This is a genomic window from Achromobacter pulmonis (assembly GCF_021733725.1).
In the GTDB taxonomy this organism is placed as follows: Bacteria; Pseudomonadota; Gammaproteobacteria; order Burkholderiales; family Burkholderiaceae_B; genus Achromobacter; species Achromobacter pulmonis.
The window spans coordinates 4,665,563-4,677,869 of the sequence record NZ_JAIFOT010000001.1 but is presented as its reverse complement, the minus strand read 5'-3'; the positions used below and the strand labels follow the sequence as shown (position 1 = coordinate 4,677,869).

Annotated in this window: 11 protein-coding genes; 6 read left to right on the top strand and 5 right to left on the bottom strand. The window is 68.3% G+C overall.

Annotated elements, in window-relative coordinates; genetic code table 11:
* Positions 1-140 precede the first annotated feature (140 nt).
* From imuA to K2W61_RS21445, 6 genes are all read left to right on the top strand, one after another.
* Entirely contained in the window at positions 141-842 is a 702-nt protein-coding gene (gene imuA / locus K2W61_RS21470) for a translesion DNA synthesis-associated protein ImuA (RefSeq protein ID WP_175135285.1), read from the top strand.
* Positions 772-2,241, top strand: coding sequence for a Y-family DNA polymerase (locus K2W61_RS21465; protein WP_236756519.1), 1,470 nt, complete (start codon positions 772-774; stop codon positions 2,239-2,241). Before imuA ends, K2W61_RS21465 begins: the two co-directional genes overlap by 71 nt.
* Before the next feature lie 7 nt (positions 2,242-2,248).
* The gene (locus K2W61_RS21460) at positions 2,249-5,476 is read left to right on the top strand and encodes an error-prone DNA polymerase (protein ID WP_236756518.1); all 3,228 of its coding nucleotides are present in this window, start codon (positions 2,249-2,251) and stop codon (positions 5,474-5,476) included.
* A 159-nt stretch (positions 5,477-5,635) separates the two neighbouring features.
* Complete coding sequence (locus tag K2W61_RS21455; protein ID WP_175135334.1) at positions 5,636-6,016, top strand: I78 family peptidase inhibitor; 381 nt, start codon at positions 5,636-5,638, stop codon at positions 6,014-6,016.
* 362 nt (positions 6,017-6,378) lie between these two features.
* On the top strand, positions 6,379-7,407 hold the full coding sequence (locus tag K2W61_RS21450) for a MerR family transcriptional regulator (RefSeq protein ID WP_236756517.1): 1,029 nt from the start codon (positions 6,379-6,381) through the stop codon (positions 7,405-7,407).
* A 389-nt stretch (positions 7,408-7,796) separates the two neighbouring features.
* Positions 7,797-8,192: an Ltp family lipoprotein gene (locus tag K2W61_RS21445; protein ID WP_175135336.1), complete on the top strand. Its 396-nt coding sequence runs from the start codon at positions 7,797-7,799 to the stop codon at positions 8,190-8,192.
* A gap of 115 nt (positions 8,193-8,307) precedes the next feature.
* Here the strand turns inward: K2W61_RS21445 and K2W61_RS21440 are convergent, their stop codons facing one another.
* The 5 genes from K2W61_RS21440 to K2W61_RS21420 form a co-directional block, all read right to left on the bottom strand.
* Complete coding sequence (locus K2W61_RS21440) at positions 8,308-9,243, bottom strand: LysR family transcriptional regulator (RefSeq protein ID WP_236757055.1); 936 nt, start codon at positions 9,241-9,243, stop codon at positions 8,308-8,310.
* A 73-nt stretch (positions 9,244-9,316) separates the two neighbouring features.
* Positions 9,317-10,051: an amino acid ABC transporter ATP-binding protein gene (locus K2W61_RS21435; protein WP_236756516.1), complete on the bottom strand. Its 735-nt coding sequence runs from the start codon at positions 10,049-10,051 to the stop codon at positions 9,317-9,319.
* A 24-nt stretch (positions 10,052-10,075) separates the two neighbouring features.
* The gene (locus K2W61_RS21430; protein WP_175135338.1) at positions 10,076-10,765 is read right to left on the bottom strand and encodes an amino acid ABC transporter permease; all 690 of its coding nucleotides are present in this window, start codon (positions 10,763-10,765) and stop codon (positions 10,076-10,078) included.
* A complete protein-coding gene (locus K2W61_RS21425) occupies positions 10,758-11,447 on the bottom strand; it encodes an amino acid ABC transporter permease (protein WP_236756515.1) in 690 nt (229 codons plus the stop codon). Before K2W61_RS21425 ends, K2W61_RS21430 begins: the two co-directional genes overlap by 8 nt.
* A gap of 17 nt (positions 11,448-11,464) precedes the next feature.
* Positions 11,465-12,286 (bottom strand): ABC transporter substrate-binding protein, encoded by an 822-nt coding sequence (locus K2W61_RS21420; RefSeq protein ID WP_236756514.1) that lies wholly within the window; start codon positions 12,284-12,286, stop codon positions 11,465-11,467.
* Positions 12,287-12,307: the final 21 nt, after the last annotated feature.

Below are 12,307 nucleotides of genomic sequence, written 5' to 3'. Positions count from 1 at the left end.
GCGGATACATCCCTAGCCTTCCGGGTCGGGTAAAATACTGTATATTCATACAGCAAAAGCAGCTTCAGCCCGGGGCTTACCCCCGGCTGCCGCGCCGTCCACCGCGTCTTCACCCAGAGAAACCGGGTCGCCCGCCCGCCATGCCGTCGCCAGAACAGATCCATCCCGCGTTGTGGCGCGCCACTCAGTTGGCGCGCGGCGCCGCCCGCAGCCTGCCCACCGGCCACGCCGCCCTGTCGGCCGAGCTGCCGGACGGCGGCTGGCCGCTGGGATCGCTGATCGAACTGCTGGCGCCGCAACCCGGCATCGGCGAAATCCGCCTGTTGCGCCCGGCCCTGGCGCAACTGGAAACGCGCCGCGCCATCGCCCTGGTGCAGCCGCCGCACGCGCCGCACATCGCCAGTTGGATGAGCTGGCGGCTCGACCCGCGCCAATTGCTCTGGGTCGCCCCCGAAAAACCGCTGGACGCCCTGTGGGCCGCCGAGCAGATCCTAAAAAATGGCAGTTGCGGCGCGCTGCTCTGCTGGCTGCCGCACGTGCGTCCCGAAGCGCTGCGCCGGCTGCACCTGGCGGCGCAGGCCAGCGACCTGCTGTTCGTTGCCCTGCGCCCGGCCAGCGCGGCCCAGCATGCCACCCCCGCCCCCTTGCGCCTGGCGCTCGCGCCCGCGCCGGGCGGGCTGTCCGTCCACATCCTCAAGCGCCGCGGACCGGTCTGCGAGGCCCCGCTGTACGTGGGCCTGGAGCCCGGCGTCGCGGCGCCCACCCGCCCTCATGCGCCTCTGGATCGCCGCCTGCCTGCGCTGCCTGCCGCTGGACGCCCTGCGCCCGCACTGGCCGCATGAGGCCCAGGCCTACGCGGTCCTGGACCAGGAACGCGTCGCCGCCCTCACGCCCGCCGCGCGCCAGGCCGGCGTGCGCCCCGGCATGCGCCGCGGCGGCGCGGCCGCCATCGCCCCCCAGGTCGAACTGCTGACGCGCGACCCGGTGGCCGAGGCCGACACCCTGCAAGGCGCGGCGCTGGCGCTGTTGCAATACACCCCCGAGGTCGCACTGGCGGACGAAAACACCGTGCTGCTGAACGTCGGCGCCAGCCTGCTGTTCTTTCGCGGGCCGCGCGCGCTGCACCAGCGCGTGGCCGCCACCCTGGCCGCGCTGGATCTGCGGGTGTCGCTGGGCATGGCGCCCACCGCCGCCGGCGCCTGGCTGCTGGCGCATCGCGGCGGCCGCCGCGCGCCGCGCCGGGTGCTCACCGCGCGCACGCTGGCGCGCCGGCTCGACGCCCTGCCCGTGGCCCTGCTGCCCCAGGCCCAAGCTCGCCTGGACTGGCTCAACGACATCGGCTGCCATACGCTGGCCGACCTGCGCGCCCTGCCGCGCGGCGGCCTGCAACGACGCAGCGCGCCCGACCTGCTGCAGGCGCTGGACGCCGCCTATGGCCAGGCGCCCGAGCTGTTCCACTGGATCGAGCCGCCGCCGCGCTTCGAACGCCGCATCGAGCTGATGGAATACCTCGAACACACCGACGCGGTGCTGGCCGTGGCGCGGCGCCTGGCCGAGCAATTGGGCGGCTGGCTGACGGTGCGGCAACTGGCGGTACGGCGCGTGCTGCTGCGCCTGGACCACGAACGCGGCCGCCATGCGCGCCCGCCCACCGACCTGGAACTGGCGCTGGCCCAGCCCGTCTGGCAGGCGCCGCAGATCCTCAACCTGCTGCGCGAAAAACTCGGCCGCCTCACCCTGGAAGCGCCGGTGATCGCGGTCACGCTGCTGGCGCCCGACACCACCGAACAGCCCGCCGCCAGCACCACCCTGTTCCCCGAGCCCGGCGGCACCGCCGCCGACCACGCCCGGCTGCTGGACCTGCTGACCGCGCGGCTGGGCCGCGAACAGGTGCGCCACGCCTGTCCCATCCCCGACCATCGGCCCGAGGCCGCCAACACCTGGGGCGACGCCCTTGACCCGCCGCCGCGGCCCGAGCCATTGCCCGAGCCCCTGGACCGTCCTTTCTGGCTGCTCGATCCGCCGCTGCCGCTCAAGCTGGCCGGCCACCGGCCGCAATACGCCGGCCAGGCGCTGCGGCTGATGCGCGGCCCCGAACGCATCGAAAGCGGCTGGTGGGACCCGGCCCTGACCGTGCGCGACTACTTCGTCGCCGAGGACGCCGCCAGCGCGCGCTACTGGATCTACCGCGAACGCGACGACGAGCACGCGCGCTGGTACCTGCACGGGCTATACGCCTGACCCCGCCATGCAAGCGCCCGACGATCCCCATGACGACGCCCCCGGCCCGCCGGCCGGACTGCCCGGCTACGCCGAACTGCAATGCCAATCGAACTTCTCGTTCCTGCAGGGCGCCTCGCACCCCGAGGAACTGGTCGCCCGCGCCGCCGAACTGGGCTACGCCGCGCTGGCCATCACCGACGAATGCAGCCTGGCCGGCGTGGTGCGCGCCCACGTCGAGGCCAAGACCCAGAAGCTGCCGCTGATCATTGGCGCCACCTTCCGGCTGCGCGCCGGCCCCGACGCCGCCCCGCTCGACCTGACCCTGCTGGCGCAGACCCGCGAGGGCTACGGCAACCTGTCCGAGCTCATCACCCTGGCCCGCACCCGCGCCCCCAAGGGCGAATACCGGCTCGCGCCCGAGGACTTCACCGCCCCGCCGCCGGGCCACGAACACCTGCGCCACCTGCCCGAGTGCCTGGCGATCCTGTCGCCCGTCTACGGCGACGACCCCGACCGCATGGCGCAGCAGGCGCGCTGGCTGGCCGCCACCTTCCCGCGCCGCGCCTGGGTCGGCCTGACGTTGCTGTACCGCTCGCGCGACGACCTGCACCGCGCCGCCGTCGACCACGCCGCGCGCGCCGCCGAGTTGCCGGTGGTGGCGCTGGGTCATGTGCAGATGCACGTGCGCTCGCGCAAGCCGCTGCACGACACCCTGACCGGCATCCGCACCCACCAATGCGTGTCGCAATGCGGCTACGCGCTGTCCGGCAACGCCGAACAACATCTGCGCACCCGCATGCGGCTGGCCAATCTGTATCCGCCCGAGGCCCTGGCGCAGACCCTGGTAGTGGCGCGGCGCTGCGCCTTCTCGCTGGACGAGCTGCGCTACGAATACCCCGACGAGATCATCCCGCGCGGCCACACGCCGGCCACCTACCTGCGCCAGGAAACCCTGGCCGGCGCGGCGCGGCGCTTCCCGGCCGGCACGCCGGCCCACGTCAGCGCGCAGATCGAAAAAGAACTGGCGCTGATCGCCGACCTGCAATACGAGGCCTACTTCCTCACGGTCTACGACATTGTCCTGTTCGCCCGCAACAACGGCATCCTGTGCCAGGGGCGCGGGTCCGCCGCCAACTCGGCGGTGTGCTACTGCCTGGGCATCACCGAGGTCGACCCGCGCCGCGGCAACAACCTGTTCGAGCGCTTCATCAGCAAGGAACGCAACGAGCCGCCCGACATCGACGTCGACTTCGAGCACCAGCGGCGCGAGGAAGTGATCCAGTACATCTACCGCAAGTACGGCCGCCAGCGCGCCGCCCTGACCGCCGTGGTGATCTCCTACCGCCCGCGCAGCGTGCTGCGCGACACCGGCCGCGCGCTGGGCGTGGACCCCGGCGTGATCGACGCGGTGGCGCGCGCCCACCAATGGTGGGACGGCAAGAAGGAAATGCTGCGCACCCTGGGCGCCTGCGGCCTGGACCCGGAATCGCAGGTGGCGCGGCAATGGGCCGCGCTGGCCCAGACCCTGATGGGCTTTCCGCGCCACCTGTCGCAGCACCCCGGCGGCTTCGTCATCTCACGCGGCAAGCTGTCGCGGCTGGTGCCGATCGAGAACGCCGCCATGGCCGACCGCAGCGTGGTGCAGTGGGACAAGGACGATCTGGACGCGCTCAAGCTGCTCAAGGTCGACGTGCTGGCCCTGGGCATGCTGTCGGCGCTGCGCCGCACCCTGGAACTGGCCGGCCAGCGCCGCGGCCAGCCGCTGCGGCTGCAGGACATCCCCGAAGGCGACGAACCCACCTACGACATGATCTGCGAGGCCGACACCATCGGCGTGTTCCAGATCGAATCGCGCGCCCAGATGACCATGCTGCCGCGCCTGCGGCCGCGCGAATACTACGACCTGGTGGTGCAGGTGGCGATCGTGCGGCCCGGCCCGATCCAGGGCGGCATGGTGCATCCCTACCTGCGCCGCCGCCAGGGCAAGGAAGACATCGACTACCCCAGCGACAAGGTGCGCGGCGTGCTCAGCCGCACCATGGGCGTGCCCATCTTCCAGGAACAGGTGATGCAGATCGCGGTGGTGGCGGCCGGTTTCACGCCCGGCGACGCCGACCAGCTGCGGCGCTCCATGGCCGCCTGGAAGCGCAAGGGCGGCGTCGACAAATACCGCGCCAAGCTGGTGGGCGGCCTGCTGGCCCATGGCTACACCCTGGAATTCGCCGAGGCGCTGTTCCGCCAGGTCGAGGGCTTCGGCGAATACGGCTTCCCCGAAAGCCACGCCGCCAGCTTCGCGCTGCTGGCCTACGCCAGTTCCTGGCTCAAGCGCCACGAGCCCGAGGCCTTCCTGGCGGCGCTGCTCAATTCCCAGCCCATGGGCTTTTACGCCCCGGCGCAACTGGTGCAGGACGCGCGCCGCCACGGCGTGCGGGTGCTGCCGGTGGACGTGACCGTCAGCGGCTGGGACGCGGCGCTGGAAACCGCGCCCGCCGACGCCCCCCCGCGCCAGCCCCATCCTCACGCCCCCCCGTCGGACGAAATCCGCCCCGCCGTGCGCCTGGGCCTGAGCCTGATCCAGGGCCTGCACGAAGACAGCGCCCGCCGCATCGAGGCGGCCCGCGCCGACGCGCCCTTCACCAGCACCGGCGACCTGGCCCGCCGCGCCGCCCTGACGCGCCACGACCTGAACGCCCTGGCCGCCGGCGACGCCCTGCGCACCCTGGCCGGCCACCGCCGCCAGGCCAGTTGGGAAGCCGCCGCCAGCGTGCACAGCCGCGACCTGCTGCGCGACGCCGCCATCCACGAAACCGAGGCGCCGCGACTGGCCGTGCCGACTGAGAACCAGACCGTGGCGGCCGACTACCGCAGTGTCGGCCTGACCCTGCGGCGCCATCCCGTCGAACTGCTGCGGCCGCAACTGGCGGCGCGCAATTTCCAGCCGGCCAGCGTGCTCAACGGCTACCCCGACAAGCGCGTGGCCCGCGCCTGCGGCGTCGTCACGGTGCGCCAGCGGCCGCAGACCTCCAAGGGCGTAATCTTCGTCACGCTGGAAGACGAAACCGGCCCCGTCAACGTGGTGGTGCGTCCCGAGCTGATCGAACGCCAGCGCCGCGAACTGCTCGGCGCCACCCTGCTGGGCGTCTATGGCAGCTGGCAGAGCGTGGACGGCGTGCGCCACCTGATCGCGCAGCGGCTGGTGGATCTGTCCGAATTACTGGGCGGCCTGAGCATGCCCAGCCGCAATTTCCACTGACGGCGGGAACCCGGCGGCCGAATGCTACGCCCGGGCATAAAGCCCGGCCACGCCGGCCGAGCGCGCGGCCGGCGGCTGGTCTATGATGGATTTTCCGCGACGCCCGCCAGCCCGCGCGATGGCCGTGCCGCGGAAACGTTTCATTTTTCAGGAGTGACCATGATCCGCAAGCTGATTCCCGTTCTGCTGGTAGCCACGCTGAGCGCCTGCGCCAATACCGGGGCCCCGCGTTCCTCTTCATCCGCCTCCTCCAGCAGCGCCAGCTCGCCCGCCGCGTCCGACAGCACCTCCGGCGCGACGTATGGATCGTCCTCCGCCCCGTCCGGCAGCGCCCGCAAGACCTGCGACGCCAGCGCCCTGCAATCCCAGATCGGCCAGAAAGCCACCGAGTCCGTCACGGAAGACCTGCGCAGCCGCAGCGGCGCCACCAAGGTCCGCATCCTGCGCCCGGGCCAATTGGTCACCATGGAATACAACGACACCCGCCTGAACCTGATCGTCGACGACAAGGACGTGATGACGGCGATCCGCTGCGGTTGAGGCCGGCATGGCCGGCATGACAGGCGGCACGGCCCTGTTCCTGAACAAGGCACAAGTTCCCCGCTGTCCCCACGGTCTACGTGAGGCGATCTCCCCGGACCGCCCCCCGCCCCGCCAGCCATTGGCCGCTCACCGGCCCCCGCCCTGCCCCCCGGCCCTGCGGCCGCCGCTCGCACTGACACGGCGGCTGTCGCGCGCTCAACCGCCATGATCGGACGGCGCCCCCCTATCTTTGCGGCCCGCACTGCAAGCCGCGTGCCGCGGGATGTTTCAACGTCGCGCCACATTCGACCCACAAACGCTTGACCCTTACGCAACGTCATGCCCAACAGTTCCGTCTGCGCCATCAACGGAGGAACCCCGTGCGACTGAAAGTAGGAGAACTGGCCAAGCGCAGCGGACTGACCGTCCGCACGCTGCACCACTATCACGCGATCGGCCTGCTGACACCTTCGGCGCGCGCCGACAACGGCTACCGGCTCTACGGCCGCGACGACATCGCCCGCCTGCACCAGATCCAGGCATTGCGTCGCTTCGGATTGCCGCTGGCGGAAATCGGCGCCTACCTGGACCAGCCCGGCACGCCGCTGGACGAGATCATCGCCAGGCAAATCGCGATGCTCGACCGCCAGATCCAACAGGCCGCCCGGCTGCGCGAACGCCTCGCGCAGTTGCATGGCCAGTTGGCGACGGGCGCGGAGCCGGAGCTGGCCGATTGGCTCACCACTCTGGAACTGATGAACATGTACGACAAGTATTTCTCCCAGGAAGAACTGGCGCGCCTGCCCATGTATGGCCGTCGCCGCGACGACGATACCGACTGGCTCGCGCTGATCCAGGACGTGCGCCGGCAGATGGACAGCGGCGCCCCGCCCGAGGACGCACGCTCGCAGGCCCTGGCCCTGCGCTGGATGACGCTGCTGCTGCGCGACACCAACGGCGATCCGCGCCTGCTGGTGAAACTGAACCGGATGCACGAACAGGAACCGGCCATGCAGGAACACATCGGAATTTCCCCCGCCATGCGTGACTACGTGGTGCGCGCCTTCTCCGAAAGCAAGCTGCGTCTCTACGAAAAGCACCTGACGCCGGACGAGGCGCGCTTCATGCGGGCGCACTATCACGACCGCGTCGGCGAATGGCCGGCCCTGATCGCCCGGGTGCGGGATGCGATCGACGCCGGCCGGACGCCCGACTCGGCCGCCGGCCGCGAATTGGCACGGCAATGGCTGGAACTGTTTTGCACCTATGCAGGCAAGGACCCCGCCACCCACGCGAAATTCCGCCACGCGCTGATGACCGAGCCCGAACTGACCGCCGGCACCTGGGCCGACGACGCCACGCTGGCCTTCATGCGCCAGGCGATGGCCGCGTTGACGACGGCGCGCTGATCTGCGGGGCGGGCGCCCTCCGTGCCGGGCGTCCTTCCCGGCGCGGTCCGCGCTACCAGCGCGCCGCGATCCAGGTCGGCATCCGGCGCCGGCCAGCCATGCACCACGCCAAGGTCGCCCGTGCCGCCCAGCACCGCCTGGGCCGTCGCCTGACGCGCATCCCCTGCGCGCAATATCCCTACCCGCTAGCGGATTCAGATTCAGATTCAGATAGCGACGTTACATGCGGAATTTATTGGCAGTGTATATTTACGTTTCATTCTCCACTCGGCCATTCAACCTTTCCGATAAAAAACATCGCGAAACGCTGAACAAGCGGCTCTCTTCCGGAATAACCGAATGGCAGATTCGAGATCGCATTTCAATATCAACTCACAATAAAACTGGATATGAAAAAGACGATAGCGCGCGCATGCATCTCCCTTATCACTCTTGCAACCCTTGGCACGACTTCCGCCTGGGCTCAAGAACTGACTATTCCTCAAAAGAATGCCGTGCGCTCGGCCAAGCAATACCTCAGTTTTGCCGGATTTTCACGCAGTGGATTGATTCAGCAGCTGTCGTCGGACGCGGGTGACGGATACAAGGTTGCGGACGCCACAATCGCGGTGGACAGCCTCAAGGTGGATTGGAACCAGCAGGCCGCCAGATCCGCACAGAATTATGTGGATATGATGGGTTTTTCGTGCAAAGGCCTGATGCAGCAGTTGTCGTCGAGCGCGGGCGACAGGTACACCAAGAGCGAAGCAGCCTACGGCGCCAAGGCCGTAGGCGTGTGCCAATAAATAGCAGGCTCCCGGGAGGCATTACGATCCAGGTGGCGCATCGTCGCGCCTCCCGAGTAAAGAAATTGTCCTTTTGGAATAAACAGCGGTAGCCGTCTACGCCCCCGAATGGCGTTCAAGCGGACCGCACCGCCGGCAGCACATGCGGCAGAAAATCCCCCGCCACCTCAAACGCGCATTCCTCCCGCGCAATATCAATCACCCGCGACACCACCGGATTGACGATGCTCTTCTTGTGCACCGCGTAGTAATTGATCGTCGGCAGATCCGGCTGCACATCCAGCCGGCACAGCGCCCCGCGCTCGACCAGCGGCGCGAAATACGCCCCCGGCAGGTAGCTGATGCCCAGCCCCAGCATGGTCAGCTGCGCCATCATGCCCAGGCTGTTGCAGGTCAGCACCCGTTTGACTGACAGGCCCTGCTCGGCGAACCAGGCATCGTACAAGTGCGACAGCGCTGAATTGGTCGGCTGCGAAATCACCGGATACGGCGCCAGGTCCTGCGGCGCCAGCCGCGCCGCAAAGTCGATATCCAGCGATGGGCTGGCCATCCAGACGTTGGTCACCGCGCCCAGGTGGACACAGTCGTACTGATAGCTCCAGAACGGCCCCGGCATGATCGCCAGGTCCAGTTGGTCCTGCTCCAGCCGTTCATACAGCGTGATACCGCCATCGATCTCCGGCATCAACTGCACCTTGGGATAGCGCAGGCTGATCTGGCTGACCAGCCGCGCCAGCCAGGTCATGCCGACCAGCTCGGTCACGCCCAGCCGCACCACGCCCTCGAAACTGGCCGGGTCGGCCATGTTCTGCACGATGCGGCTGTTCAGGTCCAGCATTTCGCGCGCCAGTTCGAACAGCTTGCGGCCCTGCGCCGTCAGCACCAGCTTCTTGGCGCGGCGCTCAAACAGCGGCGCGCCGGCAAAGGCTTCCAGTTCCCCCACCCGCTTGGCGACCGCCGACTGGGTGGTGTGCAGCTTGCGCGAGGACGCGCTGAAGCTGCCCAGTTGCGAGCTCCAGTAGAACGCCTCCAGCTGTTTGAGGGTGTACATCGCGGCGGTGGATGTGAAATGCATGAAGAACCCTCGCATTATCGTCGAGGCGGGGGCCGGCCGCCCCCTCCCCCTACCCCCGCGGATGCAGAATATCCGCCAGGAACCGCTGCGCCCGCGGATGCTGCGGCGCGCTGAAGAAGCGCGCCGGCGTATCCATCTCCAGGATCTCGCCCGCGTCCATGAACACCACCCGGTCGCACACATCTCGGGCAAAGCCCATCTCGTGCGTCACGCAGACCATGGTCATACCGTCCTTGGCCAGGCCCTTCATCACCTGCAACACCTCGCCCACCATCTCGGGGTCGAGCGCGCTGGTGGGCTCGTCGAACAGTATCACCGGCGGTTGCAGCGCCAGCGCCCGGGCGATCGCCACGCGCTGCTGCTGGCCGCCCGACAAGGAACCGGGATAGGCGTCGATCTTGTGCTCCAGCCCCACTCGCGCCAGCAGCTGGCGCGCCAGCTCGGTGGCCTGCTTGCGCGGCTGCTTGCGGATGTTGACCGGCGCGAACACCACGTTGTCCAGCACGCTCATGTGCGGAAACAGGTTGAACTGCTGGAACACGAAACCGATCTTCTGGCGCAGCGCGTTCAGGTTGACGCCCTTGGCGTAGATGTCGGCGTCATCGATCAGGATGCGGCCCTTCTCGATCGGCTCCAGCCGGTTGATGGTGCGGATCATGGTGGACTTGCCCGAGCCCGACGGCCCGCACACCACCAGCACCTCGCCGCGCGCCACCGACAGGTCCACGTCCTTCAGGACGTGGTGCGCGCCGTACCATTTATTGACTTTCTCAAGCTTGATCATGATGAATTCCGATAAGCGCAGGCCCTAGGCCATGGCGCGCTGGCGGCGGATGCGCAGGTCCAGCCACGACAGGCCGCGACTCAGGCTGAAGCACACCAGGAAGTAGATGATGGCCAGGATGCCGAACACCTGCAGCGGCTTGGTCAGCACCAGGTTGTTGACCTGGTTGGCGGCAAACGTCAGTTCGTTCACGCTGATCACATAGCCCAGCGAGGTCTCCTTGATGGTGGAGACGAACTGGCTGGTCATGCTGGGCAGCACGTTGAACAGCGCCTGCGGCAGCACCACCCGGCGCATCGTGGTCCAGTAGCCCACGCCCAGCGAGCGCGACGCCTCGATCTGGCCGCGCGGCACCGCCTCGATGCCCGAGCGGATCACCTCCGACAGATAGGCGCTTTCGTACACCACCAGCGCCGCGATCAGCGTCCAGAAACCGCTGATCACCTGCCCCGTCAGCTTCGGAATGACGAAGTACGCCCAGAAGATCAGCATCAGCAGCGGCATGCCGCGCACCACGTTGACCAGCGTCTTGCTGGCCACGCGCAGCCAGCCAAACGGACTGACCCGCGCCAGCGCGATGGCCAGCGCCAGCGGCAACGACAGCAGCAGCCCGCACAGCGCCAGAATCAGCGTCAGCGCCAGCCCGCCCAACGGCCCATTGGGGTATTGGCCGACCAGCAGCGTCGGCCAGTATTGCGACAGAAGATCAAGCACTGTGGCCTCCCTGGTTCAGGCGGTAGCGCGCATAGATGCGCGAGCCGATCAGCATGATCAGGAAGGAGCCCAGCAGGTACATGATGGTCGCGGCGCCAAAGGTGGCGAAGGTCCGGTAGGTTTCGTTCTCGATCTCGCGCGCCTGGTAGGTCAGCTCCATCACGCCGATGGCCATGGCCACGCTGGTGTTCTTGAACAGCAGCAAGGCCCGTCCCACCAGCGGCGGAATCGAAATCCGCAGCGCCTGCGGCACGATCACGAAGCGCATGCATTGCAGGTAGCTGGCGCCCAGCGCCCGCGCCGCCTCGAACTGCGTGCCGGGAATGGCGCGCAGCCCGCTGCGGATGTCCTCCGCGATATAGGCGGCCGACCCCAGCGCCAGCGCGATCGCCGCCAGCGACATCTCGGCGTTGTGCTGGTACAGCCACAGCCGGAAACCCTCCGGCAGCAGCTCGGGCATGCCGAAGTACCAGAACAGCACCTGCACCAGCAGCGGCACGTTGCGGTGGTATTCCACATAGGCGTCCACCAGCCAGCGGCACGGCGCCAGGTTGGTGGCGCGCACCACCACCAGCGCCACCGCGATGGTGAACGCCATCACCCAGGACACCAGGAACAGTTGCAGCGTCACCGCCATGCCGCTGGCCAGCAGCTGGTATTGCGAAGCGTCAAGTAAGCTCATTGCGCGGGCACCGGCGCTCAGCCCGCGATGGGGCCGATCTTGAAGCTGCGTTCGAGCTTGTACGGCGTCTGCGGGCCGAACCACTTGTCGAACAGCCGCGCGGCCGCGCCCGAGCTTTCGGCCTCATCCAACGCCTGGTTCACGACCTTCAGCATGCCCGGCTCCGACTTGCGCACGCCCAGGCCCCACGGCTCATTGAACACCGACTTCGGAATCACGCTGACCGGCGCCGTCGGCGGGCTTTGCAGCACCAGCCGCACCAGCACCAATTCCGAGGCGAATTGCGCGTCCACCTTCTTCTGTTGCAGCGCCAGGTACGTGGCCGAACTGTCGCCGTAGCCAATCACCTGCGACTTGTCCAGAATGCGCTTGATCTCGCGCTCCGAACTGGACCCCTTGGTCGCGCCGATGCGGTGGCCGTTCAGCGATTCAATCGTGTCCAGCCCCGAATCCTTGCGCACCAGCAGCTTCTGCGGGCTGACATAGTAGGCGTGGCTGAAGGCGATCTGCTGGGCGCGGTCCGGCGAATAGCCCAGGTTGGCCGCCAGGATATCGACACGGCCCTCGTTCAGCTCCGGCACGCGCGCCGCCACCGACAGCAGCTTGTAGCTGATCTTCACGCCCAGCTTGTCGGCCACCAGCTTGCACACATCAACGTCATAGCCCACCAGCTGGCGCGTCGCCGCGTCCTGGAAACTGAACGGCTGTGACGTGCCCAACGTGCCGCAGATCAATTCGCCGCGGGCCTTGATGTCCGCGACCTGATCGGCGTGCGCGCCCGCGCCCAGCGACAGCGCGGCCACGCCCAGGCAGACGGCCAGGAAAGATTGGCTTTTCATGGTGATTCCCCTTGTGTTGTG